The sequence below is a fragment of the Streptococcus sp. ZY171113 genome, from assembly GCF_057748235.1.
In genome coordinates, this window is the sequence record NZ_CM173243.1 from 613,984 (window position 1) to 639,842 (window position 25,859).

26 protein-coding genes are annotated in these 25,859 nt (G+C 52.5%); 8 read left to right on the forward strand and 18 right to left on the reverse strand.

Annotated features, from left to right (window positions below; genetic code table 11):
- Positions 1 to 64: 64 nt before the first annotated feature.
- The 18 genes from AC3ARB_RS02860 to AC3ARB_RS02945 form a co-directional block, all read right to left on the reverse strand.
- Positions 65 to 757, reverse strand: a complete 693-nt coding sequence (locus AC3ARB_RS02860; RefSeq protein WP_488321059.1) for a methionine ABC transporter permease — start codon at positions 755 to 757, stop codon at positions 65 to 67.
- The gene (locus tag AC3ARB_RS02865; protein ID WP_488321060.1) at positions 751 to 1,821 is read right to left on the reverse strand and encodes a methionine ABC transporter ATP-binding protein; all 1,071 of its coding nucleotides are present in this window, start codon (positions 1,819 to 1,821) and stop codon (positions 751 to 753) included. The genes AC3ARB_RS02860 and AC3ARB_RS02865 overlap by 7 nt, the downstream gene beginning before the upstream one ends.
- Positions 1,814 to 3,187, reverse strand: coding sequence for a M20/M25/M40 family metallo-hydrolase (locus tag AC3ARB_RS02870; protein ID WP_488321061.1), 1,374 nt, complete (start codon positions 3,185 to 3,187; stop codon positions 1,814 to 1,816). The genes AC3ARB_RS02865 and AC3ARB_RS02870 overlap by 8 nt, the downstream gene beginning before the upstream one ends.
- Before the next feature lie 107 nt (positions 3,188 to 3,294).
- Positions 3,295 to 4,164 (reverse strand): MetQ/NlpA family ABC transporter substrate-binding protein, encoded by an 870-nt coding sequence (locus AC3ARB_RS02875; RefSeq protein ID WP_488321062.1) that lies wholly within the window; start codon positions 4,162 to 4,164, stop codon positions 3,295 to 3,297.
- Positions 4,165 to 4,314: 150 nt separating this feature from the next.
- Positions 4,315 to 5,160 carry an amino acid ABC transporter substrate-binding protein gene (locus tag AC3ARB_RS02880; protein ID WP_488321063.1) on the reverse strand — a complete coding sequence of 282 codons (846 nt, stop codon included), beginning with the start codon at positions 5,158 to 5,160 and terminating at the stop codon, positions 4,315 to 4,317.
- A 94-nt stretch (positions 5,161 to 5,254) separates the two neighbouring features.
- The gene (locus AC3ARB_RS02885) at positions 5,255 to 5,569 is read right to left on the reverse strand and encodes a hypothetical protein (RefSeq protein WP_488321064.1); all 315 of its coding nucleotides are present in this window, start codon (positions 5,567 to 5,569) and stop codon (positions 5,255 to 5,257) included.
- 12 nt (positions 5,570 to 5,581) lie between these two features.
- Positions 5,582 to 5,824 carry a hypothetical protein gene (locus tag AC3ARB_RS02890; RefSeq protein WP_488321065.1) on the reverse strand — a complete coding sequence of 81 codons (243 nt, stop codon included), beginning with the start codon at positions 5,822 to 5,824 and terminating at the stop codon, positions 5,582 to 5,584.
- 104 nt (positions 5,825 to 5,928) lie between these two features.
- Positions 5,929 to 6,291, reverse strand: coding sequence for a hypothetical protein (locus AC3ARB_RS02895; RefSeq protein ID WP_488321066.1), 363 nt, complete (start codon positions 6,289 to 6,291; stop codon positions 5,929 to 5,931).
- Entirely contained in the window at positions 6,284 to 7,429 is a 1,146-nt protein-coding gene (locus AC3ARB_RS02900; protein ID WP_488321067.1) for an amidohydrolase, read from the reverse strand. The genes AC3ARB_RS02895 and AC3ARB_RS02900 overlap by 8 nt, the downstream gene beginning before the upstream one ends.
- A complete protein-coding gene (locus tag AC3ARB_RS02905) occupies positions 7,422 to 8,024 on the reverse strand; it encodes a hypothetical protein (RefSeq protein WP_488321068.1) in 603 nt (200 codons plus the stop codon). Before AC3ARB_RS02905 ends, AC3ARB_RS02900 begins: the two co-directional genes overlap by 8 nt.
- Before the next feature lie 68 nt (positions 8,025 to 8,092).
- Positions 8,093 to 8,326, reverse strand: a complete 234-nt coding sequence (locus AC3ARB_RS02910) for a GlsB/YeaQ/YmgE family stress response membrane protein (protein WP_488321069.1) — start codon at positions 8,324 to 8,326, stop codon at positions 8,093 to 8,095.
- Positions 8,327 to 8,412: 86 nt separating this feature from the next.
- A complete protein-coding gene (gene aguB, locus AC3ARB_RS02915; RefSeq protein WP_488321070.1) occupies positions 8,413 to 9,288 on the reverse strand; it encodes an N-carbamoylputrescine amidase in 876 nt (291 codons plus the stop codon).
- A complete protein-coding gene (gene aguA, locus AC3ARB_RS02920; RefSeq protein WP_488321071.1) occupies positions 9,285 to 10,391 on the reverse strand; it encodes an agmatine deiminase in 1,107 nt (368 codons plus the stop codon). The genes aguB and aguA overlap by 4 nt, the downstream gene beginning before the upstream one ends.
- Positions 10,392 to 10,732: 341 nt before the next feature.
- Positions 10,733 to 11,860 carry a carboxynorspermidine decarboxylase gene (gene nspC, locus AC3ARB_RS02925; RefSeq protein WP_488321072.1) on the reverse strand — a complete coding sequence of 376 codons (1,128 nt, stop codon included), beginning with the start codon at positions 11,858 to 11,860 and terminating at the stop codon, positions 10,733 to 10,735.
- Positions 11,860 to 13,119 carry a saccharopine dehydrogenase family protein gene (locus AC3ARB_RS02930; RefSeq protein WP_488321073.1) on the reverse strand — a complete coding sequence of 420 codons (1,260 nt, stop codon included), beginning with the start codon at positions 13,117 to 13,119 and terminating at the stop codon, positions 11,860 to 11,862. Before AC3ARB_RS02930 ends, nspC begins: the two co-directional genes overlap by 1 nt.
- The gene (gene speE, locus AC3ARB_RS02935) at positions 13,116 to 13,976 is read right to left on the reverse strand and encodes a polyamine aminopropyltransferase (RefSeq protein ID WP_488321074.1); all 861 of its coding nucleotides are present in this window, start codon (positions 13,974 to 13,976) and stop codon (positions 13,116 to 13,118) included. The genes AC3ARB_RS02930 and speE overlap by 4 nt, the downstream gene beginning before the upstream one ends.
- A gap of 370 nt (positions 13,977 to 14,346) precedes the next feature.
- Positions 14,347 to 14,805 carry an HIT family protein gene (locus AC3ARB_RS02940; RefSeq protein ID WP_488321075.1) on the reverse strand — a complete coding sequence of 153 codons (459 nt, stop codon included), beginning with the start codon at positions 14,803 to 14,805 and terminating at the stop codon, positions 14,347 to 14,349.
- Between the two features lie 4 nt (positions 14,806 to 14,809).
- Positions 14,810 to 16,264: an aminotransferase class I/II-fold pyridoxal phosphate-dependent enzyme gene (locus tag AC3ARB_RS02945; RefSeq protein ID WP_488321076.1), complete on the reverse strand. Its 1,455-nt coding sequence runs from the start codon at positions 16,262 to 16,264 to the stop codon at positions 14,810 to 14,812.
- Between the two features lie 1,017 nt (positions 16,265 to 17,281).
- On the opposite strand from AC3ARB_RS02945, the gene rnhC reads away from it, so the two are divergent.
- From rnhC to AC3ARB_RS02985, 8 genes are all read left to right on the forward strand, one after another.
- Complete coding sequence (rnhC, locus tag AC3ARB_RS02950; protein WP_488321077.1) at positions 17,282 to 18,259, forward strand: ribonuclease HIII; 978 nt, start codon at positions 17,282 to 17,284, stop codon at positions 18,257 to 18,259.
- Between the two features lies 1 nt (position 18,260).
- Positions 18,261 to 18,857, forward strand: a complete 597-nt coding sequence (gene lepB / locus AC3ARB_RS02955; RefSeq protein ID WP_488321078.1) for a signal peptidase I — start codon at positions 18,261 to 18,263, stop codon at positions 18,855 to 18,857.
- 376 nt (positions 18,858 to 19,233) lie between these two features.
- Entirely contained in the window at positions 19,234 to 19,725 is a 492-nt protein-coding gene (gene nrdR / locus AC3ARB_RS02960; RefSeq protein ID WP_488321079.1) for a transcriptional regulator NrdR, read from the forward strand.
- Positions 19,712 to 20,899 carry a replication initiation and membrane attachment family protein gene (locus AC3ARB_RS02965; RefSeq protein WP_488321080.1) on the forward strand — a complete coding sequence of 396 codons (1,188 nt, stop codon included), beginning with the start codon at positions 19,712 to 19,714 and terminating at the stop codon, positions 20,897 to 20,899. Before nrdR ends, AC3ARB_RS02965 begins: the two co-directional genes overlap by 14 nt.
- 2 nt (positions 20,900 to 20,901) lie before the next feature.
- A complete protein-coding gene (gene dnaI / locus AC3ARB_RS02970) occupies positions 20,902 to 21,801 on the forward strand; it encodes a primosomal protein DnaI (protein WP_488321081.1) in 900 nt (299 codons plus the stop codon).
- A gap of 8 nt (positions 21,802 to 21,809) precedes the next feature.
- Positions 21,810 to 23,120, forward strand: a complete 1,311-nt coding sequence (gene der / locus AC3ARB_RS02975; protein ID WP_488321082.1) for a ribosome biogenesis GTPase Der — start codon at positions 21,810 to 21,812, stop codon at positions 23,118 to 23,120.
- Between the two features lie 127 nt (positions 23,121 to 23,247).
- Complete coding sequence (locus tag AC3ARB_RS02980) at positions 23,248 to 25,401, forward strand: Tex family protein (RefSeq protein WP_488321083.1); 2,154 nt, start codon at positions 23,248 to 23,250, stop codon at positions 25,399 to 25,401.
- Positions 25,388 to 25,849, forward strand: a complete 462-nt coding sequence (locus tag AC3ARB_RS02985; RefSeq protein WP_488321084.1) for a SprT family protein — start codon at positions 25,388 to 25,390, stop codon at positions 25,847 to 25,849. The genes AC3ARB_RS02980 and AC3ARB_RS02985 overlap by 14 nt, the downstream gene beginning before the upstream one ends.
- Positions 25,850 to 25,859: the final 10 nt, after the last annotated feature.

Sequence of the window (25,859 nt, forward strand, 5' to 3'; positions counted from 1 at the left end):
CTGCAAGCGATCGTAAAGCCCTAAAAAAGACAAGCCCTAAAGTGAGCTTGTCTCTTGACTGATGTTACTTATGGCTAATCTTCCGTGTTAGGGAGTCACCCAAGAACTGGATAGAGAAGATGATGAGGAGGATAAAGAGGGTGGCCACCCAGGTCACATCCTGATTAAAGCGGTTGTGGCCGTAAGCGATAGCGACTTTACCCAGACCACCAGCTCCGATAGCGCCAGCCATGGCGGTTTCCCCCACCAGGGAAATCAGGGTCACGGTTGACACCCGAATCAAATCTGGCAGGCCTTCCGTCAGGTAAACCCAGACGATGTCCCAGGTAGTCGCTCCTGAAGCCTGTGCGGCTTCGATAATGCCCTTGTCCAGCTCTGCCATGACCACCTGCACCTGCCGGAGGAAGAAGGCAAAGACCGCAAAGGATAGAGACACGTTGGCCGCACTTTCCCCCAGAATGGTTCCGACCAAAAGGCGGGTCAGGGGGCCAAGAATGGCCAAGAGGATGACAAAGGGAATGGCTCGGAAAATCGAGGCGATCTTGTCCAGAACGAAGTTAATCCAGCGGTTTTCGATGACCCCGCCAGGAGCTGTCATGACCAGAAGCAGGCCCCCAATAAGGCCGACGGAGCCCCCGATGATAAAGGGGATGATGGTCATGTAAAGGGTGCTGGCGATGGCGGTGCCCCAACCAGCGTCGCCCGACCAACCCAGCTTGTAAACATTGGGCAGGTAGGTTTGAATGAGTTCTAACATGATAGGCCTCCTTTCAGGATGGTCACGGTCAGGCCGTGGGCTTTGAGGGCGGCCAGGGCCTGGGTCAGCTGGCTCGGCTGGGCAGTCAGGATGACCACCAGCTCACCGACCGACACCCCCTCAAGGATTTGGATATTGGCGTAGAGGATATTGGCTTCGACCCCGTAATCCCGATAAATCTCGGTCAAGACAGGCTCGTCCGTGCTATCTGTGTCGTATTTGATTTGGGTCAAAATGGCTCCCGCAGGCAGGTGACGAACGATAGGCTGCTGACGGATTTTGTCCAGAGCTTCGTCGATGCCAGTCGCTACGGTGATAAATTCTTGGGTCAGAGCTTCTTTCGGATTGCTGAAAATGTTGAGGACAGACCCCTCTTCAACCAATTCCCCATCCTGCATGACCGCTACCCGGTTACAGATGTCCTTGACAATCTGCATCTCGTGGGTAATCATGACGATGGTCAGGCCCAGCTTGCGGTTGAGGTCCTGGAGAAGGGCCAGGATTTGCTTGGTGGTCTTAGGATCCAGGGCTGAGGTGGACTCGTCAGAAATCAGGATCTTAGGGTCATTGGCCAGGGCTCTGGCAATGGCCACCCGTTGCTTCTGACCGCCTGACAGCTGGGAAGGGTAGTTGTCCGCTCGGTCAGCCAGACCAACCAGGGCCAGCAGGTCTTCTACTTTTTTTGCCTTGTCGTCCTTGCTCAGCTTGGAGTGCTTGAGGGCGAAGGCCACATTTTCTCGGGCCGTTTTCTGGGCCATGAGGTTGAAGTGTTGGAAAATCATGCCAATGTCCCGCCGTTTTTCCCGCAGTTCAGCTGGCGATAGCTGGACACGGCCGTCTGCAAAGAGGACATCACCGTCCACAGTTACTTGCCCAGCCGTCGGTTTCTGGAGCAGGTTGATGACCCGAACCAGGGTTGATTTCCCTGCACCCGAATACCCCACGATACCGTAGATGTCACCTTGGTTGATGTGGACCGTCACGTCCTTGACTGCTTCAATCACCCGCCGTTTCTGGTGGAAGGTGATGTCAATCTGGTCCAGTTTGATGATTGCATTACTCATAAGACTGAATTAACTCCTTGATTAGTTGAATATGGGTGTAGTAGTCGGCCAGGCTGACGTTCTCATCGCCACCATGGTCCCGACTCTTGGGATTCCCAATCCCAAAGGCCGCCATGGGCACGCCCAGGGCCTCGTAAACCTTGTGCATAGGCCCGGTCCCCCCTGAGGTAGGCAGGACCGACACCCCATCGGGATAGTGCTTCTTGGCCAGCTCGATGACTTGTAAAATGGCTGGCGCAGACAGGTCACTCCGGTAGCTCTCCTCGCCCAGGGTGTAGGTCACCTCCACCTGGTCAAAGCCCTGACGGGCTAGGTGTTGTCGCACACAATCCAGGACATAGGCTGGGGTCAGGCCTGGAACCAGTCGCATCTCCATCTTGGCAGTGGCCTGGGCAGGCAGGATAGTCTTGACCCCTTGCCCTTGATAGCCTGACCCCAGCCCCTCGATGGACAGGGCTGGTTCAAAGTAGTAGCGTTGGAGAAAGGCCGCCCGCTCCTCAACCAAGAGAGGCAGGGTCAGGCCGTACACCCTCTCAATATCTTCGGGATGGTCAACCGCATACTGGGCCACCAAATCCAGCTCCCGCTGGTTTGGCGGCAGAACTCGGTCATAAATCCCGTCAATCAAAATCCGTCCCTCTCGGCTCCGCATGGAAGTCAGGGCCTCAATCAGGTACCAGGTGGCCGAATCAACCACGCCCCCGTATTTGGAGTGCATGTCAACGGCTGCGGAGGTCACTGACAGGTCAAAGGTCACGATGCCCTTGTTGCCACCCGTGATTTCCAGTTGGTTCTGGTTGTTCTTGCTGCCCTGCTCCCAAATCAGGAGGTCGGCTGGCAGGAGCTGGTCCCGATGCTTGGCCAGGTAATGCTCTAGGTCGGTTGAGGCCGATTCCTCAGCCCCTTCGATGATGAAGATGATGTTGACAGGTAGGGGGCCGATTTCCCGCAGGTACTTGCGGACGGCAGTTAGGCGAGCCGTGATGTGACCCTTGTCATCATTGACCCCACGGCCATACATGTAGCCCTCACGGACCGTCAATTTGAAGGGGGCGCTGGTCCAGGGCTGGTCATCATCAGCAGGGACGGTGTCGTAATGGTTGTAGAAAATCAGGGTCTTAGCGTCAGCCCGTGGGCTGTCAAAACGAGCGATGACAAAGGGAGCTGTGTGGCTGCTGTCCACCTGAACGGCTGCTCCGCTATTGTCAAAAATCTCAGCCAAATAGGTGGCCACGTCCTGGAGGCCCACCTGCTGGGCAAAGATGGACTTTTTGGCAATCAGGGTCCTCAGGACCTCGAAGTAGTGCTGGGCGATTTCGTCCTCTTTGAAGGCCTTAATCAGCTGTTGGTCTCGGTCGGTCAGCATGGGGCTCCTTTCTAGTTGGTCAAGCGGTGCTGTTACTTTGTCTTAAAACAAGTGGGAGGAAAATCACAAACGGCGTGTGGGGACACGCCGTTCTTTAGCCAAGCGACTTACCAAACTGGTACGTCAACGTTGTTAGAAGTTTCTTCGATGATGGCCTTAACCTCGTCGGTGTGGTAGGCCTTAACCAGGGCCTTGATCAAGTCAGCCTTGTCAGATGACTCCCAGTCTTTCTGAGCAGCGATGATGTTAATCCACTGTTTAGCAGCCTCGTTGCTTGACTCTTCACGGTAGAGTGAGGTTGCGTAGTCGATGCCTGCTGGCACGGCGAAGCTGTTGTTGATGATGGCAGCGTCAACTGATGAGAGGGTTGCTGGCAACTGGCTGGCTTCAACCTCCTTGATGTCAAGGTTTTTCTTGTTTTCCTTGATGTTAGCGATGGTTGCCAATTCAGTACCAGAAACGTCCAATTTAATCAAACCAACGGCTTCAAGAACGTAGAGGGCACGGCTTTCGTTGGTCACATCGTTTGGAATGGCGATGGTTGCTTTATCAGGGATTTCTGAAACAGCCTTGTACTTGGCCTTGCCACCGTCGCCGTCAGTACCTGGGAAGAGGTTGATTGGGCTGATGTAGGTTTCTGCAACAACGGCCAAGTCATCACCAGTTTCCTTGTTGTGGTTGTCCAAGTAGTTGTAGTGCTGGAAGGCGTTGATGTCCACTTCACCGTTGGCAAGAGCAGGGTTAACCTGTGGGTACTCGGTAAACTCGGTGAATTCAAGAGTGATCCCCTCAGCCTTGAGGCCTTCTTGGATGGCATCCCAACGAGCTTGGTCAGAATCGGTCTTGGTCATGATACCGACCTTGAGAACCTTAGCATCAGCTGTGCTACTTGCTGAGTCAGCGGCCTTATTGCCACAAGCGGCCAAGAGAGCGGCGGCGGCCAAGCTGAGGCCTGCAAATTTTACGATTTTTTTCATCTTAGTTTCCTCTTTCTTTTCAAAACTGTTACTATTATCCCATAAGTCCTTAGAAGTTTCAAATAGTTAAAATAGAAGTTAGGTTATAGTTTCAAACTATACCACATCGAAAAGAAAACACCTGCCAAGATGGACAGGTGTCAGTCGGGATTACTGATTCACATCAGCTTCCTCAGGCAGGTAGCTACCACCCAAGAATTCTTGTGAGAGTTTTTCAAGGGTGCCATCAGCGTAGAGTTCTTGGATACGCTTGTTGACAAAGGCTTGGAGTTCAGTTTCTTCCTTACCGAAGATGAAGTAAACGTAAGGCTTGTTGGCAGAGGCTTGGTCGATTTCCACGATTTCCAAGTTTTGCAGGCCTTGCTCTTCAATGATGGTTTTGACTGATTGGGTCTCAAAAATCTTGTAGTCGAACTTACCATCTTCAACGTTACGCAACTGGGCAGTGATGTTTTCGTTGGTGTAGTTGATATTGGTTTGAGCGTCAGCGTTTTCTTCGTTGTACTTTTCAAGCATGGCAGCTGTACCCGTTCCTTGAACGACCTGGGTTGACTTGCCAGCGATGTCCGCGTAGCTCTTGATGCCTGAATCCTTATGAACAGCGATAACCAGTGGGTTGGTCGCAATCGGTGCAGAGTAAAGGTACTTTTCTGCACGCTCGTCGTTGTAGCTCAGGTTGTTAGCCCCGATTTGGAACTTGTCTGAGTCAAGACCGGTGAAGATTGATGACCACTCGGTCTTTTGGTAAACAACCTCGTACTTGTCAGAGCCTTCAAAGACAGCCTTGGCCACTTCGATGTCGTAACCTGTCAGGTTGCCGTCTTTCTCAAAAGAGAAAGGCTTCGTGGTACCAACTGTCGCTAGAGTTACTGTTTCTTTGGCTGCAGCAGCTTCTGATGAGCTGCTAGCTGGGGTTTCAGCAGACTTGCTGCCGCAAGCCGCCAAGAGCAGGCCAGATGCTAGGGCCAGGCCCGTTACTTTAAGCAATGATTTCATGTGATAAGTATCCTCCATTTTTTACTTCTCCTATCTTATCACGAAATAGTTCTTTTGCCTAGTAAAGATATCTTATGGAGGTGATAGGTTTTCTTTATCGCTCTCTCTTGAAGCGGAGCCAATAGCCGATCATGAAAACAGGTCCCAGCAGGCACCAGATGAGGATCGCTGTTCTTGTCCAACCAGACAGGCTGAGAGTGATCAGAAGACAGGCCAGTAAGTCCACCACATACATCCCTAAGGATAATTTTTTCCAGCCGTTTTCTAAGGCGAAAAAGGACAAGGACATGACCGCATTGCCCAACCAGATGACCGTCCCCAGATTATAGGGGGAACCGCTAGCCCTCATAGCAATACCAGCCAAAACAACAGCAAGGACAATCGTGAACAGATCACTTTTCCCTTTCATGATAAACACCTCCTAGGACAATTTTTTATAGGATTTTCTAGCCTTTCTAAAAAAGATTAAACTCAACACCAAGCTAGTGATTGGAAAGAGGTACCGAGGACTAAAGTAGAGCCAGACCAAAACCAAACCTGTCCCGTCTCCGTCTCCACTCATCGGCAAACTTGGCGTCCCAAAGTGAAAGAGGATAAAGCTAGTCGCCAGCAGAATCACTGCAGAGATAAAGTAGGTCACAAAACACATGATGTCTTTGAACATGACAATCACCTCCTTACCCTCAGTTTAACAAAGAAAAGCAGAAAACGCCAACAAAAAGCGGTTTGGGAACCAAAAAAACCAGCACCAGGGCTGGTTTGAACGCCTTAATAGAGACGATGCAGGTCACCGTCAACAAAGCCATAGGCTAGGGCCTGATAACTGGTCAGGTGAAGCTTAAACTGACCTTGGGCCAGATAGTCAGATAAAGCCAGACCAACCTTGGCTTCAATCACAGACCAGTCAGCCTCTTCCTGCCAGTAGAATGACTGATCTCGATTGTCCCAAATCTCATCACAGGGCCAATCCTGACCATCATCAACCGATCCTGTGCCGACCAGTTCTATTTGCCAGTAATGGTCCTCGCAGGTATAGAGATTAAAGCAGAGACCGACCAAGTGGTCTGGCAACCCATTTTTTAGCTGATCATCAAGCCAGTCATGTAGAGGTGTGGCTAGAGAATTAGTCATTGGTCTGACCTCCAAAATAATCCAACAAGAAGAGAGCACTCTCCACATAGTAAGTCACGGCTGTTGGCAGCATGTCATCACTAAGGATAAATTGGTCGCTGTGGAGGTCGTGGGCATCTGGCTGGCCGTTTGAACCGATAAAGGCAAAGACACCTGGGATTTTTTCCTGATAGGCGGCAAAGTCTTCCCCGATGGCCATGGGTTCCACCTCAATAACCGGTGCCAAAGCTCTGCTATTTTCCATCAAAAGTGGCGTCAAGACCTCATCGTTATAGGTCACACTTGGGGTTTGGGCCCAGTCGATGTGGGCGGTGACCCCGAACTGGGCTGCTGTGGTCTCGACGATGGTGGTGAACCGTTCCCGCATGTGGGCCTTGAGGTAGGGCGTGAAGGTGCGGATGGTCCCCTCGAAAAAGCCCTCCTTGGGCAGGACGTTCCAGGTCGAGCCCACGCTGATGTGGGTGACGGAGAGGACAGCTTGGTCAAAGGCTGAGACGGTGCGGGCCACGATAGCCTGGAGGTTGTTGACCATGCTGGTGATGGCCAGGACCGTGTCCACCCCCATCTCAGGCTTAGCGGCGTGGGCGCTGGCCCCTGTCACGGTGACCTTGAACTTCTCCACACCCGCCATGATGGCCTTGGACCTCAGGCCGATGGTCCCGACCGGCAGCTGGGGCATGTTGTGGTAGCCCAGGATGGCAGACACCCCGTCCAGACCATCGGCCGCAATCACGCTGTATGCCCCCTTGGAGACCTCCTCGGCCGGCTGGAAAATCAGGCGAACCGTGCCCTTGAGCTGGCTTTCCTGCTCCTTGAGGAGCTCTGCCGCCCCCAAGAGGCTGGTCATGTGGAGGTCGTGACCGCAGGCGTGCATGGCCCCATTTTGGCTGGCATAGGGCAGGGTCGTTTTTTCGGAAATGGGCAGGGCATCAATATCAGCCCGTAAGGCAATAATCGGCAAGCCCTGACCAACTTCTGCCACCAGGCCTGTCTTCAAAGGCAAATCCAGAATTCGGATGCCTAACTGGGTCAAGTGGTCCCGCAAGAAAGCAGTGGTTTCAACCTCCTCCTCAGACACCTCAGGGTGCTGGTGGAGGTAATGGCGGATTTGGGTCAGTTTGGTGTAAAAGTCAGTCATTGGTGTCCTCGTTTGCAAAATACTTTTCCTCATAACTGAGGTTGTAGTGGCGTTCGCTCAATTGATGAATGTCATAGTCAGCTGCCCTAGCCTTCATCAGGTAATCATTGACCACCTCATACTTGTGGACGTAGTGGTCAGACCAGCTTTCTTGTTCAGAGGTATGGAGGTAGGTTTTGCCGTTTTCGGTCACAATATCGTACTCCAACCCGTTGCCAGACAAATAGACCAGGAACCAGATGAAAGAAGTGACCGGAAGGAGAGCAATTACGGTCCCCAGATAGAGGCCCCAGTCCCAATTTTTAGCCCGCCTAACCAGCACCAGAGATAACCAAATCATGCCACTAAACAGGAAAATAGTGCTGATGTGATCGTTAAGATTGGGCCGTAAGGCCAGTCCTTGAGTAGCTAGGAGTTCCTGTCCCAGAAGGATGGCAAGCATGACCAGGACCAAAAAACGACGACCTCGTTTTTCCCACTTGTAAAGAGGGCGTAGGGGGCTAGGTTTCCCCAGCTTGAACCTGACCCAACGGTAGAGCCAACCACAGGCTGACCCAATCAAGTAGGGGCTGAAAAATAAGATAAGATTAGTCATGTTCCTATCCTACCATTTTTAGGAAAAATTGGCATGAAAAAAGCTGGCAATCCAGCTTTTTAATCGATTTATCTCCGCTCACCAGTCACATAAGCCACAACCATGGTTACCAGGGCGGCCCCGATGATGGATGGAAAAATAGCCATGCCAGCCAAATCAGGTCCCCAGTCGCCAAGGAGATTTTGGCCAACGTAGGAGCCGACAATGCCAGCAAAGATGTTAAAGAGGCAGCCTTTTTTCTCGCTTTTAGCCAGGGCTGTACCCAAAGAGCCGATAATGGCTCCGATAATCAAGGTCCACATGGGATACTCCTTTCAGGTTTAGGAAAATAGGTTTTCAGAAATTATCAAGTAAAACTCTGAAAATCCAGCCGATGCCCTAGTCCGTTCTACTCCGAAATCCTCGTATACATGTGCGGACGGCGGTCACGGAAGAGGCCCCAGTCCAGACGCTCACGGGCACCCTTGTCCAGGTCGTAAGTGGCCAGCAAGACTGTTTCGCTGGTCTTGTCCGCCAATTCCAAAACCTCACCAGTCTCGTCTGTCAAGAAAGAAGAGCCGTAGAAGTTAAGTTGAGAGCTTTGGCCACCGTTTTCGGTCTGAGGCGTTACCTCTTCTAAGCCGACACGGTTGGCTGCAATAACTGGCATGATATTGGCCGCAGAGTGGCCCTGCATGGCCCGTTGCCAGTGGCCGGTGCTGTCGGTGCCCAAGATAGGCTCAGACCCGATAGCCGTTGGGTATAAGAGCAATTCTGCCCCGTTGAGGGCCAGGCAGCGAGCGGTTTCTGGGAACCATTGGTCCCAACAGATGCCGATACCAATCTTGGCATAGCGGGTGTCCCAGACCTTGAAGCCCGTATTGCCAGGGGTGAAGTAGAACTTCTCCTGGTAGTAGTGGTCGTCAGGGATGTGGGTCTTGCGGTAAAGACCCAGAACTTCCCCGTCCGCATCAATCACGGCGATGGAATTGTAGAGGGAATTGCCATCTTTTTCATAGAAACTGATGGGCAGAACCACGCTCAACTCACGGGCGATGGGCTTGAAGTGCTGGATGGCGTCGTTGTCTTCCACCGACTTGGCGTAGGCGTAGAAGTCGTACTGACGCTCCTGGCAGAAGTAAGGCCGCTCAAAGAGCTCAGGCAAAAGGATGATTTGGGCACCCTGGCTGGCCGCCTCACGCACCAAACGCTCAGCGGTCGCCAGGTTTTCCGCCACCTCCTGGTGGCACTGCATCTGAATAGCTGCAACGGTTACGGTTCTCATAGGTTTCCTTTCTCCCCTTGTGGGGCTGGGATTTGCTGGGTCAAACAGTGGATATTGCCACCGCCCAGGAGCAGGTCACGGGCCGGGATCGGCGTGACGGTTCTTTGGGGAAATAGCTGAGCTAGGAGCTTGATGGCTAGCTCATCATGTTCATCGTTGAAAACTGGCACCAGGACGGCCCCGTTGGTGATGTAGAAGTTAACGTAGCTGGCCGCCAGGCGTTCACCAGCAGACCGTTCCTGTTCTCCGACCTCGTAGCGGTAGCCAGGCAGGTCTTGCTCGGTCACGGTCACGATGGTTTTTGGGGTCAAGAGCTTGTGGACGGTGAAGGGCCGTCCCTTGGCATCGGTCACGGTGGCCAGGTAGTCCAGGTTGGCCTTGGACATGGCGTATTGGGGGTCAGTTTCATCATCTGTCCAGGCTAGAACGATTTCTGCTGGGCCGACAAAGGCTGCCACGTTGTCCACGTGTTCATTGGTCTCGTCTTCATAGATGCCATAAGGCAACCAGATGACCTTTTCAGCCCCCAGGTAGTCCAGCAGGTCTTGCTCGATTTGGGCCTTGGTCAGGTCAGGGTTGCGGCCTGGGCTGAGCAGGCAGGCTTCGGTGACGAGAATGGTTCCTTCCCCATCGCTATGGATAGCTCCGCCTTCCAGAACGAAAGGGTGGGCATCATAGACAGGCAAATCCAGGTGGGCAGCAAAGCGGCTAGCCACCTGGTCATCGTCTTGATAGTCTTGGTAGAGCCCGTCAAACTCACCACCCCAGGCATTAAATGCCCAGTCCATGGCCAGTCTCTCTGCTCTGCCATTGACCAAAACAGTCGGCCCAGTATCACGGGTCCAGGCGTCGTTGACGGGGATGTCCAGGTAGTGGACGCCCTCGCCCAGCATGGCTTGGGCTTCGCTCAGGTGGTCGGCGTCAACCAGGAGGTAGACGGCCTCGGTCTGGCGGATGGTGGCAATGATGCGGGCAAAGGCCTCCTTGGCCCCCTTGCCATCATAGGGCCAGGAGCCAGGCCGGGTCGGCCAGGCCATGAGGGTGCCCTGGTGGGGCTCATACTCAGCGGGCATGCGATAGCCCAAGGTTTTTGGTGTGGTCATGGGGGTCTCCAGATTAGTTAAATTACAGGAATAAGGCTATTACCTAAAAATACATAAAACAACTTATTATTGTCCTCACTTATTTTCCAATACCAAGTAGATAAGTAAGGGTAAGGATAACCAGAGGAATTATCAAGTTCTCTAGAATTTTCTGAATGGGGTAAATCGGTTTCACATCTTTGTTAAAAAACTTCTTGACTATGGTAATATCACTATCTTTCTCTAGAGGATACGCACAGAAATGCAATATGACAATCAATCCCCAAATTATTAGAAAAAATGTTTTTTCACTCATTAAAGATTACTTTCTTTCAAACTAAACTGCTAGATTAGATGCATTACTACGACAACCTCATCTTAAAATCTTCATAACCAAACTGTTTGACCAGCTGGCAGTCGCCCTTGTGGTCCATGGTCATGAGGCTCGGTAGGCCGATGCCGTTGAAGGTGTTGTTTTTGACAAAGGAATAGATGGCCATGTCCTCAAAATAGAGGCGGTCGCCGATGGCGATTGGCCCGTCAAAAGAATAATCCCCGATAATATCACCCGTCAAGCAGGTGTTAGAAGACAGGCGGTAGGTGTGGGCCTTGCTATTTGGCAGGTCACCGCCACGCAGAGGTGGGCGATAGGGCATTTCCAGCACGTCAGGCATGTGACAGGTGGCTGAAGCGTCCAGAACCAGGGTCTCGATGCCGTTTTCCACGATGTCCAGCACTTCAGTCACCAAATAGCCAGCCTTGAGGGCCACGGCCTCACCAGGTTCCAGGTAAACCTCGACACCGTAGGTTTCTTGAATGTGGCGAATGCAAGACTTAAGCAGGTCCAAATCGTAGTCCTCACGGGTGATGTGGTGACCGCCACCCATGTTGAGCCACTTGAATTGGTGGAGGTAGGAACCAAACTTGTCTTCAACTGCTTTGAGTGTTGTCGCCAAGTCGTCCGAATTCTGCTCACAGAGGGTGTGGAAGTGGAGGCCGTCCACCAGTTCAATCAGGTCTGGGCTAAACTTGTCCACCGTCACCCCGAAACGAGAACCGAAGGCACAGGGGTCGTAGAGGGCTTGATCGTCCTGAGTGGAACACTCAGGATTGACCCGCAGGCCGATGGAAACACCAGCTGCCTTGGCCTTGTCGTAGTGCTTTCTGAGCTGGCGTTCCGAGTTGAAGACGATGTGGTCTGAAATGGCCAGCACCTCGTCAATCTCGCTGTCCTTGAAGGCTGGGGCAAAGACGTGAACCTCACCGTCAAATTCCTCTCGACCCAAGCGGGCCTCATAGAGGCCGCTGGCGGTCGTTCCAGCCAAATACTGGCTGATGAGAGGATAGGTGGCGTAGAGGGAATAGGCCTTTTGGGCCAGCAAAATCTTACAACCTGTCTCGTCTTGGACATTTTTCAAAATCTGGAGATTGCTCTCCAATTTTGGCAGGTCGATGACGTAGGCAGGGGTTGGAATCTGGTCAATCTTCATTAGTCAACCACTTTCGGATTTTCAACGACAACCCACGGCAGGCCGTACTGGTTGAGCAGGTCCATGAATGGGTCTGGGTCCAATTGCTCCAGGTTAAAGACGCCAGGCTGCTGCCAGGTGCCGTCCATAACCAACTTGGTCCCAATCATGGCTGGCACGCCAGTGGTGTAAGAGATGGCCTGAGAGCCAACCTCGCGGTAGCACTCTTGGTGGTCACAAACGTTGTAGATGTAGATGGTTTTCTCAACGCCGTCCTTGATACCGGTGAAGATACAGCCGATGTTGGTTTTACCCACGGTGCGTGGACCAAGGCTGGCTGGGTCTGGCAGGAGGGCCTTGAGGAATTGAATCGGCACAATTTCTTGACCGTTGAAGTTGATGGTGTCAGTACGAAGCAAGCCGACATTTTCCAAACACTTCATGTGGGTCAGGTAGGACTGGCCAAAGGTCATGAAGAAACGAATCCGTTTCACATTTGGAATAAATCGAGCCAGGGACTCGATTTCCTCGTGGTGGAGGAGGTACATGTCTTTGAGCCCGACTTCTGGGAAGTCATATTCACGTTTGATGGACATGGCTTCCACTTCCACCCACTTGCCGTCTTCCCAGTAAGAACCTGGGGCAGACACTTCACGCAGGTTGATTTCTGGGTTGAAGTTGGTGGCAAATGGGTAACCGTGGTCACCGCCATTGCAGTCCAGAATGTCGATGTAATGAATTTCATCGAAGTAGTGTTTGAGGGCGTAAGCGGTAAAGACGCTGGTCACCCCTGGGTCGAAGCCAGAACCGAGCAGAGCTGTCAGCCCTGCTTTTTCAAAACGCTCCTGATAAGCCCACTGCCAAGAGTAGTCGAAGTAGGCCGTGAAGCCTTCTTCGGCACAGCGTTTTTCGTAAATGGCCCGCCACTCAGGGTCTTCGGTGTTCTCCGCCTCGTAGTTGGCCGTGTCGATGTAGTGGACGCCCGTCGCCAAGCAGGCATCCATGATGGTCAAGTCCTGGTAAGGCAGGGCCACGTTGAGGACCGCCTTAGGCTGGTAGCGTTCAATCAGGGCGATAACCTCCTCAACCTTGTCGGCGTCCAGAGCAGCGGTCTCAATCTTAACGCTGGTCTTGCTTTCAAGTTTAGCCTTGAGGTCGTCACACTTGGACTTGGTCCGGCTGGCAATCAAAATCTCGCTGAAGGTGTCCTCAGCCTGGCAAATTTTGCTGATAGCAACTTGGGCAACGCCCCCACAACCAATAACTAACAAACGACTCATATTTTTTTCTCCTCTTCTTCTAAGATGTCTTCAACATAGCGGGGCAGCATGAAGGCTCCCACGTGCAGATTGGCGGTATAGTATTCGGTAAATAGCTGGCGCTTTTTCCAGCGGTCCTTGTCAAAATCATGGACAGGATGATAGACCTTGGAGGCAAAGCCAAAGAGCCAGTAGCCCGCAGGGCTGGTCGGAATGTGGGCCTGATAGACCCGACTGATTGGGAAGGACTGGGTGGCCTTGCGGTGCATGGAGCGGCAGGCCGACTCGTCCTCGTCAAAGAAGGGGCTACCGTGCTGGTAAATCATGATGCCGTCCTCCTTGAGGGCTCGGTAGGAATTGCCATAAAATTCCTTGGTAAAGAGGCCTTCCGTATGGCCAAAGGGGTCGGTAGCATCGTTGATGATGATGTCGTACTCGTTCTCACAGTTGCGTAAGAACCGCAGTCCGTCTTGGAGGTAAACCGAGACCCGTGGGTCATCCAGACCCTGGGCGTAGTCAGGGAAGTATTCCCGACAGACCTCGACCAGCATCTCATCAGGCTCCACCACGTCGATCTGCTCGATTTCTGGGTAAAGGCTAAGCACCTGGGCCACGCCCCCATCGCCCCCACCCAGAATCAGAATCTTCTTGGGATTGGGGTGGATGGCCATGGGCACATGGGCCACCATTTCATTGTAAACAAAATCGTCAGCATCAGAGAACAAGATTTTACCATTCAAGGTCAAAATCCGCCCAAAGGCTGGCGACTCCAACACGGCGATGTCTTGAAACTCGCTCTTACCAGCAAAGAGCTGCTGGCTGGTGCGAATGGACAACTTAGCATCCGCCGTGTGGATTTCAGAAAACCACATTTCCATAATTAAGATACAAAGGGCGTTAAGCGGACACAGACAAAATGCCAAGATTGACCGAAGATGCTGGCATCTAGGGAGAGCTTGACAGTTTGGCCCAGTCCGTAGCCCGTGTTCAGTTCCTTTCTAAAACTTTTTCTATTTGTAACAGCAAGTGTCTTCGCTTTTATATTTTTCAAGCTCAGACCTCCGATAGTCCACTGGACTATCGGAGCAGTCGCTTATGACCTAGTGACTTGATGAGATTTTACGAGCTGTTTTAGGGCGTGTTCAGTTCCTTTCTAAATAAAGTTATTAACGATACCTGATAGACAGGAGAGATACCTACGCTTGAGCTCGGGTTCAACCCATTTTTCAACAACGTTCGTTAGAGGCCTTAGAATAACTTGGCCAACTCTTGCTTAAGCTTTGCCTTCAGTTGTTCTAGCTCTTCTGCTGACACGACAGTGTTATCAGCGTACATCTCGTCAAAAGGGAGCCACCAAACAGGTCCCTTACCAGTTTGGCCGTAGTCACCTAAATCGCCTGAGCGACGTGGAAACAGGTGCCGATGCAGATGGCTGTGGCCATTTCCGAGGCTTTCAATATTCATCTTTTCTGCAGAAAAGGCAAGACCAACAGCTTGGGAAACCTCCGCCATCTCTGACAAATGCTTATCACGATAGGCTTTAGGTAAGTGATGGAGTTCCGTCACATGTTCTTTACTCAAAAAGAGGGTATAGCCCTTGAAATGTTGGTGGTCGCCAATCACAACATAGCCTGTTTCAAGTTCTTTGACCAAGTAGGGATTGGTGCCCGATTTTATCATCTCAATACGTTCACAAATGAAACACATCTCTTCATCCTTCCGCGATTACATTAATAATCTCAACATTGGGGTCTTCGGTCCCCTGAAGCGAGCAACCGCGTTCCTTGGCGAAGTGGATATAGTCCACGATGTCTTGGGTGACCCGTTCGCCAGGGGCGAGAAGCGGAATGCCTGGCGGGTAGCACATGACAAATTCACCGCAGACCTGGCCGACCGCTTCATCAAGCGGCAGGCGTTTGCGTTTGGCATAGAAGGCCTCCTGCGGAGAAAGCACCAGCTGGGGCTGGATGTATTCGCCAGCAATCAGGTCACTGCCGTCACGGGAATAGAGGCGTTTGATGTCCGCCAGGGCTCCCACCAGCCGTTCGATGTCCTGGAGGCGGTCGCCGATGGACACGTAGGCCAGGATGTTGCCGATGTCACCAAATTCAATCTGGATGTCATACTCGTCGCGGAGGAGGTCATAGACCTCAATCCCTGTCAGACCAATCCCCTGGGTGTAAACAGACAGCTTGGTCACATCAAAATCATGGACCGTCTCACCGTCAATCAATTCCCGACCGTAGGCATAGTAGCCACCGATGGCATTGATTTCCCGGCGGGCATATTCGGCCATCTCCACCACCTTTTCAAAGGATTGCTTGCCTCGCAGGGCTAGGTTTCGGCGGGAAATGTCGAGGCTGGACAGGAGCAGGTAAGAAGCAGAAGTGGACTGGGTCAGGTTGATGATTTGCCGCACGTATTCGGCGTTGACATCGTCGCCTACCAGAAGTATAGAGGACTGCGTCAGGCTCCCCCCAGACTTGTGCATGGAAACGGCAGCCATGTCCGCCCCAGCCTCCATGGCTGATAGCGGCAGCTGGTCGGTAAAGCCTAGATGGGCACCGTGAGCCTCGTCAACCAAGACCTTGAGGCCTGCTGCGTGTGCCATGTCCACCAGAGCTTTGAGGTCTGAACAGACCCCGTAGTAGGTGGGGTTGTTGACCAGAACGGCAACTGCGTCGGGGTGCTCTGCTATTGCGGCAGCAAAACGGTCGGTCTCAAGGGCTAGTGCGATGCCAATCTGGGGCTGGACGCTCATCTCCACGTAGATGGGAATGGCTCCGCAGAGAACCAGGGCGTTGATGGCCGACTTGTGGACGTTGCGAGGGAGGATGATTTTGTCGCCGGCCTTGCAGGTCGCGAGAATCATGCTCTGAACAGAGGAAGTCGTGCCGCCAATCATGAGGAAGGCGTGCTTGGCCCCAAAAGCCTCGGCCGCCAACTCCTCGGCCTCTCGGATAATGGACACGGGGTGGCCCAGGTTGTCCAGGGGTTTCATGGAGTTAACGTCAATGCCCACGCACTTTTCGCCCAGAAGCTCCACCAGCTCTGGGTTGCCGCGGCCCCGCTTATGGCCAGGAACATCAAAAGGCACGATGCGTTTCTTGCGTAAATTTACCAGGGCTTCATAAATGGGGGCCCGTTTTTGGTCGAGGTGTGTCAAAACAACTCCTTTCGTGGGATGGTATTAGTCAGTTAGGTCTAGGGTTTGCAACAGATTCGGCGAGCTTAGCGAGCCATCCGAATCGTTTTCGCGGTATCCATCGTATCACAAGGGCTAGATAGGCTAGATGATAAGATCTTGTCTATGCGGCGTAGCCGATCAGATGCCCATCGCTTACCCTTAAAGAGCGATGGGCCTAGGACTAGTCACCGCCGTGGTCGAAACATCGTTAGGGAACTAAGGATGTTGGCAAACGGTGAGACCTTAGGCTCAACGTTTAGCCATGGAACTGCCAAGCAGGTCGCTGGCGTGCCAGACCACTTAAGGTGACTAGAAAAATAGTTATTTTATAAGAAAAACCGTCAAAAAAGAGCAGGATAATCCAATCCTGCTCCACAATCGCTTGATCTATTTCTTCTCTTTGGAGTGTGTGTGCCTAATGTTTCCTACTCTTCCAGTTGCAAATATCACGTACTTTATTGACCGTTTCACAAGATGATTGTGGGCTTACCCCCACAGCTGCTTAGTGACTGAAGCAAGGTCAGTCATCAACTTATAAAATCGAGCTTTAGAACGGATGGTCACATCGGCGAGTTTGTCGGATTAGCTGCTCATTTGATGTCAATCTAGGCAAACTTTGCAACCATACTGAGCGTATGGCAAAAAGTTTAACGACGAGTGACACTCAAAGGAGGAGCTAAGGCACCAGCTCGACAGTGAACAGACGTTCAACCTCAATCAATAATGTGGTCTTGCGACCACGCTTCGGCTATCGCCCCGCCTGTCCGTCGGCTTCTCAAAGGGCACTATTTGCTAGAAAACTAAGAACATTCTACTCTTTCTAGTCAAGTTTATTCTACCACGCTAGGGATTAAACGTCAAGTATTTTTTCCTAAAAAAGGATGTATCAGCCACCAGTCCTTTGAAAAAAACAAAACATTTCCGAACGATGAAAAATCTTCTAAAATCTTTCCCTTTATTCCAGCACATCGGCTCGTTTTGTGATAGAATAGAATCATGTCACATTTGGTTTTCACCCTCAGCCCCTCAGAGCTGGCTAAAACCCAGCAAGAGCTCGCCCCTTACGCCGTTGCCAACAAAAACGCCCACGCCCTAGTGGTCGCCAAACTCGACGGCTGCACGGCCACCCTCTACACTTCGGGGAAACTCCTGATTCAGGGGGAGCGGTCGGCTCAGGTGGCTGATTATTTAGGCCTTGGGGAAGTGGCAGAGCAGGGAAAAGCCGTGTCATCAGGCCAGTCCAGTTCTATTAGTAAGTCCAATTCTAGCCCAGTCGGTCGTCAGGCCGCACCTGGCCAACCCAGCAATAACCTGATTCTGATTGGCTCAGATGAGGTGGGAAACGGGTCTTATTTTGGAGGCCTTGCTGTTGTGGCTAGTCTGGTCAAGCCAGAAGACCATGCCTGGCTGAAAAGCCTGGGTGTCGGTGATTCCAAAACCCTGACCGACCAAAAAATCCGACAACTGGCCCCGCTTTTGGAAGACAAAATCCCCCACAAGGCTCTGCTATTGTCACCAAAAAAATACAACCAAGTGGTGGGAGAAGGCCTGCGTCATAATGCCGTCTCCGTCAAAGTCGCCCTCCATAACCAGGCCATCTTCCTGCTCTTGCAGGAGGTCGCAGCCCCAGAGGCCATCGTCATCGATGCCTTTACCAGCGAGGGCAACTACCGCAGGTACCTGCGGGCCGAACGCAACCAGTTTGCTAATCCCATCAGCCTGATTCAGAAGGCCGAGGGCCAGTACCTAGCTGTGGCGGTCAGCTCCATCATCGCCAGAAACCTCTTTTTGGAAAATCTGGACCAGTTAGGCCAGGAGGTCGGCATGCCCCTGCCAAGTGGAGCGGGATCGGCTTCGGACCAGGTGGCCAGTCGGCTCTTGCGAGCGGGTGGCCAGGAGCAACTCGCCCAAGTGGCCAAGCTCCACTTCAAAAACACTCAAAAAGCGTACGATTTAGTTAAGAAAGGCAAGTAAAATGAAACAGTTTCTCAAGGAATGGACCAGTACCCTCCTGTTTATCACCGTCATGTTTTTGGCCTGGCTCTTTGTTTTTATGAATGTCAAGGTTGACGGCCACTCCATGGACCCGACCCTGTCCCACAATGACAGGCTCTTTGTCCTCAAGATAACACCGATTGATCGGTTTGACATTGTCGTGGCTCAAGAAGAAGACAATGGCCAGGTCAAACGCATTGTCAAGCGGGTGGTCGGTATGCCAGGCGACACCATCAGCTACGACAACGATGTCCTGACCATCAATGGCATCGAGGTTGACGAACCTTATTTGGAGGACTACTTGGCCAAGTTCAAGGAGGACAAGCTCCAGGCAACTTATTCTTACAACCAGCTCTTCCAAGATTTGGCTAAGAGTTCGGGTGCCTTTACAGCTACAGATGGTGGTCTGACGACCAACTTTACGGTGACCGTTCCAGAAGGGGAATACTATCTCTTAGGGGATGACCGGATCGTGTCCAAAGACAGCCGTCAGGTTGGCACCTTTGAACGGGAAGACATCATCGGTGAGGTCATGTTCCGTTTTTGGCCGCTTAAAGCGGTTGGTGGTCTGGATTAAGCCTTGAAAGCTCTGCTTGTCAGGGCTTTTTTGCTGTATCCGTTGGAAATGCCAGCTTCTGACGTGCGAACTGAGTTGCTCGGCCATTTCCCCAACACGCCAAACGCATGAAGAAAACGACGATTTCAGAAAATATTTTTTCAGAGAATTTTTGCACTTTTTAGATGAAAATTTTGGTATAATTTCCGTGAGATGAATAGATATAGTACCGAATATCAAGTGTTTTCAAGAAAATTTCTGAAAAATGCATGTAACTCAAAAAGATAGTTGCATGCATTTTCTTCATGCGTGCGGCGTGTTTCTCCAACGCCTAGTCGTGTACAGAATGACAGCATTATGCTATAATATAGTGTTAGAAACCAAAGGGAGGGAAATCATGCGTTGTCCAAAATGTTATTGCACCAAATCGAGTGTTCTTGATAGTCGTCAGGCCGAAGAAGGGACAGCCATCCGCCGACGCAGGTCCTGCGATGAGTGTCAGACCCGCTTTACCACCTTTGAACGGGTGGAGGAACTCCCTCTCTTGGTGATTAAAAAAGACGGCACCAGAGAACAGTTTTCTCGGGATAAGATTTTCAGCGGTATTCTCCACAGTGCCCAGAAGCGACCAGTTTCTAGCGATGACCTGGAAGGGGTGGTGGATCGGATTGAGCAAATGGTTCGCCAGACCTTTGAGAGCGAAGTCCCCAGTCATGAAATCGGCAACCTGGTCATGAGTGAGCTGGCCGAGCTGGATGAAATCACCTATGTTCGTTTCGCCTCGGTTTACCGGTCCTTTAAGGACGTGGACGAGATTGAGGAGTTGCTCCAGGAGATGACCAGCCGCGTGCGTAGTAAGAGAGGAAAGTTGTCACATGATACCGAATGACTATTTTCGCTACCTCAAAAACAACCTGATTGCTCCTGATACCAGTAGCCTCCTTCAGCTCTACCAACCCATTATGGGCAGTGACGCCTATGTGGTTTATAGCTATTTGGTTCATTTTTTTGATAATGGCAGAGCGGCCCACCGTTTTTCTGACCTGCTCAATCATGTGCAGCTAGGCTTTGATCGGCTCTTGTTGGCCTTTGATGTCTTGGGGGCCCTGGGCTTGATTAGCCTCTACCAAGACAAGGAGACCTACCTGATTAAACTCCAAAGCCCTTTGGATAGGGAAGCTTTCTTGGCCAATCCTGTTTACTACAACCTTCTAAAAAGCTACATCGGTCAGGTTGCTTTGGAGGAGTTGACCCTGAACCTACCGCAAGGATTGGTTGACCTGACCAAACCCTTCTCAGCTGTCTTTACAGACCGAGGGGAAGTCTACCATCGCCCTCGGACAGCTAAGGTGGATTTTGAACTGGCTTACTTCAAGGAACAGATGGCTAGGGACGGCCTGACTTTTACTGATGAGACCAGCGATGTGTTGGCCCTCTATCACCTATCAGAGGAGCGTGGCTTGACCTGGTTTGAACTCTATCAGCTGGCTAAGGCGACGGTTGTTGATAAAAAGATTAGCCTGAACCGCCTGAAAACCCAGCAGGGCCTGTTGAGCCAGGCGATTAGCCCCCAATCATCAGGGAGTACCCAAGAAGGGCAAACTAGCTTGAAACCCAACGAGTTGGCCCTCATCAAGACGGCCAAACGGCATTCTGCTGAGGACTTTCTGAAAATTTGGAAGCAGGAAAAGCGGGCTGTGGTGATTAAAGAAGAACGGGATTTGTTGAAAGAATTGGGACAACAAGGTTTTCTTGACCCCGTGATTAACATCATGGTCTTTCGGACCCTGCAACGCACCCAGTCAGCCAACCTCAACCGTGTCTTTTTGATGAAATTGGCCAATGATCTCAATAGCCGAGGCATCAAGACCCCAGAGGAAGCGCTAGCTCACCTGACCAGGCCCCTTGGTCGACCAAACCGACCAGCCCCAGACAAGGCTAGTACGACCAATGTGCCTGCCTGGAGTGACCAAGATTACAAGAATGACACCAGCCAGGAGGAACAGGCCCGTTTGGAAGCCTACAAACAGCAACGCCTGGCTGAATTAGAAAGGGAGGACTAAGGATGCAAAAAATTGGCGACAGCCTCCGAGGGAGGGTTACGGATTTTCAAGAGCGTCAGGCCCAGGTGCTGGCTCAAGTCCTGCAAGACCCAAGAATTTCGGCTTTTATCGCTGCTAACCACTTGGACCAAGCCACTATCGAGCGGAGCTTGTCCAAGTTCAACCAATACCTCCAAGAGTGGGACAAGTATGCCCAGGGGTCGCCTGACTACCTGGCCAAGGGCTACGAGCCCATCTTGACCATGAACGAGGGCTATGCGGATGTGAGTTATCGAGAAACCAGAGAACTGTTGACCCAACAAGAGGGGCAGGCCGTTCAAGACCGAATTCGCTTGATTAACTTGCCCAGGTCCTACCGTCAGGTGCGTTTGGCAGCTGTTGATCTGGATGACAGCAAGCGAATAGCTGTTTTTGATGAGCTGATGACCATCGTCAAGGCCTATCCCAAGGTGACAAAGGGCCTTTATCTCTATGGGGATATGGGCATTGGCAAGTCCTTTTTGATGGCAGCTTTGGCCCAAGAATTGTCCCAAAAGAAGAAGGCCCAGGTGACCATGCTCCACTACCCAACCTTTGTGGTGGACGTGAAAAACGCCATCTCGTCAGGGTCAGTTAAGGAGCAGATTGACAGCATCAAGCTGGCTCCTGTGCTGATTTTAGACGATATTGGGGCTGAAAATTCCACCGCCTGGGTGCGTGATGAGGTCTTGCAAGTTATTCTCCAACACCGCATGTTGGAAGAGCTGCCCACCTTTTTCACCTCCAATTACAGCATGACTGATTTAGAACGAAAACTTTCCCAAGGCAAGCAGGGCGATGAAACCTGGCAGGCCAAACGGGTGCTGGAACGGATTCGTGCCGTCAGCAAGGAACTTCACCTTCGTGGTGAAAATAGAAGATAGGAGACACCATGGCTTTACCAACAGTTGCCATTGTCGGCCGTCCCAACGTGGGCAAGTCGACCTTATTTAACCGAATTGCGGGGGAGCGGATTTCCATCGTTGAAGACGTGGAAGGCGTGACCCGAGACCGAATTTACACCACCGCAGGCTGGCTCAACCGCCAGTTTTCCATCATTGACACGGGCGGTATCGACGACGTTGATGCCCCTTTCATGGAACAAATCAAGCACCAGGCTGACATCGCCATGACTGAGGCTGATGTTATCGTCTTTGTTGTGTCTGGTAAAGAGGGTGTGACCGATGCCGACGAATACGTGGCTCGGATCCTCTACAAGACCAACAAGCCCGTTATCTTAGCCGTTAACAAGGTGGACAACCCAGAGATGCGTAACGAGATTTACGATTTCTATTCATTGGGCCTTGGCGACCCTTACCCAGTTTCTTCTGTTCACGGTATCGGTACGGGTGATGTTCTGGATGCCATCGTGGAAAACCTGCCAGCAGAAGAAGCAGAGGAAAATCCAGACATCATCCGTTTCAGCCTGATTGGTCGTCCAAATGTCGGCAAGTCCAGCCTAATCAACGCCATCTTGGGTGAGGAGCGGGTGATTGCCAGCCCAATCGCTGGTACCACTCGTGACGCCATCGACACCAGCTTTACCGACAGCGAGGGCCAAGAGTATGTCATGATTGACACGGCTGGTCTGCGTAAATCGGGCAAGGTCTATGAGAACACCGAGAAGTACTCGGTCATGCGGTCCATGCGGGCCATCGACCGCTCGGACGTGGTTCTCATGGTCATCAATGCCGAGGAAGGTATCCGTGAATACGACAAGCGGATTGCAGGTTTCGCCCATGAAGCTGGTAAGGGGATTGTCATCGTGGTCAACAAGTGGGACACGCTTGAGAAGGACAACCACACCGTGGCCAAGTGGGAGGCGGATATCCGTGACAACTTCCAGTTTCTCAGCTATGCGCCGATTATCTTTGTTTCTGCGATGACCAAGCAACGCCTCCACAAGTTGCCAGAGCTGATCAAGCGGATTTCTGAGAGCCAGAACACTCGGATTCCGTCTGCGGTTCTCAACGATGTCATCATGGATGCCATTGCCATCAACCCGACCCCGACCGACAAGGGCAAACGCCTGAAAATCTTCTACGCCACCCAGGTGGCTGTCAAGCCGCCGACCTTCGTGGTCTTTGTCAACGAAGAAGAGCTCATGCATTTCTCTTACATGCGGTTCTTGGAAAACCAGATTCGGGCGGCCTTCAAGTTCGAGGGGACACCCATTCATCTCATTGCTAGAAAACGCCAGTAAAACTGGTAGCCAGCCCCCAGGGCTGGTTTTTTTACGGGACAATAGCTGAGCAGCTCTGCCATTCTCCCAAAGAAAGCCTCTAGTTCAAATCCAGCCAAAGGGGCCAATGTATGCTATAATAGACCTTATGGAAAACAGACAACGCATCGCTCAGGACCTCAGCCTGAGCCCCAATCAAATCGACACCGTCCTGGCCCTGACGGCCGAGGGCAACACCATCCCCTTCATCGCCCGCTACCGCAAGGAGGCGACTGGCAACCTGGATGAGGTCGCCATCAAGGCTATCATCGACCTGGACAAGAGCCTGACCGCCCTGGCTGACCGCAAGGCGACGGTTTTGGGGAAAATAGCTGAGCAGGGTAAACTGACCGACCAACTTAAGGCCGCCATCGAGGAGGCTGACAAGCTGGCCCAGGTCGAGGAGCTCTACGCCCCTTACAAGGAAAAACGCCGCACCAAGGCCACCCAGGCTCGTGAGGCTGGTCTGACCGACCTGGTCCGTCTCATCTTGCAGGATGTGCCAGACCTGGAAGCTCAGGCTGAAACCTTCACCTCAGAAAGCTACCCAACGGCCAAGGACACTCTAGCGGGAGCCTGCGAGATTCTCATCGAAGCCCTGTCTGACGACCACAAGCTCCGCTCCTGGCTCTACAATGACATCTGGTCTTACAGCCAGGTGACTGCCCAGGTTAAGGACGAGGCCTTGGACGAGAAAAAGGTCTTCCAGACCTACTATGACTTCTCAGAAACCACCAGCAAGCTCCAGGGCTACCAGGTCCTGGCCCTCAACCGAGGGGACAAGCTAGGGGTCTTGAAAATCAGCTTTGACCACAAGATGGACAAGATGACCCGCTTTGTGGCCGCCCGTTTCAAGGTGGTCAATAGCCACATTGAGCAGGTCATCCAATCAGCTCTCAAGAAAAAACTCCTGCCCTCTCTGGAACGCCGTATCTGGTCAGAACTCTTGGAGCAGGCCGAGGACGGGGCCATCCAGCTCTTCTCAACCAACCTGCGGAATCTCCTGCTGATCCCGCCCCTCAAGGGCAAGATGGTCCTGGGCTTTGACCCGGCCTTTCGAACAGGGGCCAAGCTGGCCGTGGTTGACCAGACGGGTAAACTCCTTCATACCCAGGTCATCTACCCTGTCAAACCTGCCTCCAGTCGTCAGATTGCAGAGGCCAAGGCCGACCTGCTCAAGCTCATCAAGACCTATGCCATTGAAATTATTGCCATCGGTAACGGAACGGCCAGCCGCGAGAGCGAGGCCTTCGTTGCGGATTGCATCAGGGATTTGGATGGGGTTGCCTACGTTATCGTCAATGAAAGCGGCGCTTCTGTCTACTCGGCCTCTGAACTGGCTCGGACAGAGTTTCCAGACCTGACCGTTGAAAAACGCTCGGCTATTTCCATCGCCAGACGGCTCCAGGACCCCCTGGCGGAGTTGGTTAAGATCGACCCCAAATCCATCGGGGTTGGCCAGTACCAGCACGACGTCAGCCAGAAGAAGCTGGCCGACCAGCTGGGCTTTGTGGTCGATACCGTGGTCAACCAGGTCGGGGTCAACGTCAATACAGCCAGTTCGGCCCTCTTAGCCCATGTGTCGGGCCTCAACAAGACCATTTCCGACAATATCGTGGCCTATCGTGAAGAGAATGGGGCTCTGACCAACCGCAACCAGCTCAAGAAAGTTCCTCGTCTAGGGGCCAAGGCTTTCGAGCAGGCAGCAGGTTTCCTGAGGATTCCAGGTGGGGATAATTTCCTGGACAACACAGGCGTTCACCCAGAGAGCTACCCAGCCGTCAAGCAGCTCTTGGCCGAGCTGGGCATTAGCCAGCTGGACGAGACCGCCCAAGCCCAGCTCAAGGGGCTGGATTTGCCAGTGACAGCCGAGCGACTGGGGCTTGGTCTAGCCACCCTGACCGACATCGTGGCTGACCTGCTCAAGCCTGGCCGTGACCTGCGGGACGACTTTGAGGCACCGACCCTCCGCCAGGACGTTCTGGACGTCAAGGACCTTCGGGTCGGCCAGGAGTTGGAGGGCGTGGTCCGCAACATCGTGGACTTCGGGGCCTTTGTGGACATCGGTGTCCACGAGGACGGCCTCATCCACCAGTCTCGCCTGGTCAAACGCCAACGGGACAAAAAAGGCCGCCTGGCACCCCTGCCTCATCCCAGCCAAATCCTCTCGGTCGGCCAAATCGTCACCGTCTGGGTGGTCGAAGTGGACCTGGACCGCCAGCGGATTGGCCTCAGCCTGGTGAAACCCCATGGACTTGACTAGCTACGTCCGCCAGGTCTCCTTGGAGGACTTTGGTCTGCCCTTTAGCCATGCCGTTTTTTGGAACAATCGCTTGCGCACCACAGGCGGCCGATTTTTCCCAGCAGACGGCCATCTGGACTTCAATCCCAAGGTCCTAGAGGAGCATGGCCTAGACATCTTTCGGAAAATCGTCCGACATGAGCTCTGCCATTACCACCTCTACTATGCAGGCAAGGGCTACCGTCATGCTGACGCGGACTTCAAAGCCCTCCTCAAGCAGGTTGATGGGCTCCGCCATGTGCCAAAATCAAAGCACCAAAAAGCCAAGCACCGCTATGAGTGTCGGGCCTGCCACCAGGCCTACCACCGCCAACGGCAAATCGACCTGACCAAGTATCGTTGTGGCAGGTGTCGTGGGGCCTTGGTCAAAATCAGTCTTATGACCGATGACGGCGGCCACCAGCTGTGATAAACTAGGC

Coding starts and splice junctions, on each gene's coding strand:
- AC3ARB_RS02890 (WP_488321065.1), bottom strand. CDS start 5,824: ATGTTCAAAGACATCATGTGTTTTGTGACCTACTTTATCTCTGCAGTG.
- nrdR (WP_488321079.1), top strand. CDS start 19,234: ATGCGTTGTCCAAAATGTTATTGCACCAAATCGAGTGTTCTTGATAGT.
- lepB (WP_488321078.1), top strand. CDS start 18,261: ATGAAACAGTTTCTCAAGGAATGGACCAGTACCCTCCTGTTTATCACC.
- dnaI (WP_488321081.1), top strand. CDS start 20,902: ATGCAAAAAATTGGCGACAGCCTCCGAGGGAGGGTTACGGATTTTCAA.
- AC3ARB_RS02940 (WP_488321075.1), bottom strand. CDS start 14,805: ATGTGTTTCATTTGTGAACGTATTGAGATGATAAAATCGGGCACCAAT.
- AC3ARB_RS02885 (WP_488321064.1), bottom strand. CDS start 5,569: ATGAAAGGGAAAAGTGATCTGTTCACGATTGTCCTTGCTGTTGTTTTG.
- AC3ARB_RS02875 (WP_488321062.1), bottom strand. CDS start 4,164: ATGAAAAAAATCGTAAAATTTGCAGGCCTCAGCTTGGCCGCCGCCGCT.
- rnhC (WP_488321077.1), top strand. CDS start 17,282: ATGTCACATTTGGTTTTCACCCTCAGCCCCTCAGAGCTGGCTAAAACC.
- AC3ARB_RS02895 (WP_488321066.1), bottom strand. CDS start 6,291: ATGACTAATTCTCTAGCCACACCTCTACATGACTGGCTTGATGATCAG.
- AC3ARB_RS02985 (WP_488321084.1), top strand. CDS start 25,388: ATGGACTTGACTAGCTACGTCCGCCAGGTCTCCTTGGAGGACTTTGGT.
- der (WP_488321082.1), top strand. CDS start 21,810: ATGGCTTTACCAACAGTTGCCATTGTCGGCCGTCCCAACGTGGGCAAG.
- AC3ARB_RS02900 (WP_488321067.1), bottom strand. CDS start 7,429: ATGACTGACTTTTACACCAAACTGACCCAAATCCGCCATTACCTCCAC.
- aguA (WP_488321071.1), bottom strand. CDS start 10,391: ATGACCACACCAAAAACCTTGGGCTATCGCATGCCCGCTGAGTATGAG.
- aguB (WP_488321070.1), bottom strand. CDS start 9,288: ATGAGAACCGTAACCGTTGCAGCTATTCAGATGCAGTGCCACCAGGAG.
- AC3ARB_RS02965 (WP_488321080.1), top strand. CDS start 19,712: ATGATACCGAATGACTATTTTCGCTACCTCAAAAACAACCTGATTGCT.
- AC3ARB_RS02870 (WP_488321061.1), bottom strand. CDS start 3,187: ATGCTGACCGACCGAGACCAACAGCTGATTAAGGCCTTCAAAGAGGAC.
- AC3ARB_RS02865 (WP_488321060.1), bottom strand. CDS start 1,821: ATGAGTAATGCAATCATCAAACTGGACCAGATTGACATCACCTTCCAC.
- AC3ARB_RS02980 (WP_488321083.1), top strand. CDS start 23,248: ATGGAAAACAGACAACGCATCGCTCAGGACCTCAGCCTGAGCCCCAAT.
- AC3ARB_RS02930 (WP_488321073.1), bottom strand. CDS start 13,119: ATGAGTCGTTTGTTAGTTATTGGTTGTGGGGGCGTTGCCCAAGTTGCT.
- nspC (WP_488321072.1), bottom strand. CDS start 11,860: ATGAAGATTGACCAGATTCCAACCCCTGCCTACGTCATCGACCTGCCA.
- AC3ARB_RS02880 (WP_488321063.1), bottom strand. CDS start 5,160: ATGAAATCATTGCTTAAAGTAACGGGCCTGGCCCTAGCATCTGGCCTG.
- AC3ARB_RS02860 (WP_488321059.1), bottom strand. CDS start 757: ATGTTAGAACTCATTCAAACCTACCTGCCCAATGTTTACAAGCTGGGT.
- AC3ARB_RS02905 (WP_488321068.1), bottom strand. CDS start 8,024: ATGACTAATCTTATCTTATTTTTCAGCCCCTACTTGATTGGGTCAGCC.
- AC3ARB_RS02910 (WP_488321069.1), bottom strand. CDS start 8,326: ATGTGGACCTTGATTATCGGAGCCATTATCGGCTCTTTGGGTACAGCC.
- speE (WP_488321074.1), bottom strand. CDS start 13,976: ATGGAAATGTGGTTTTCTGAAATCCACACGGCGGATGCTAAGTTGTCC.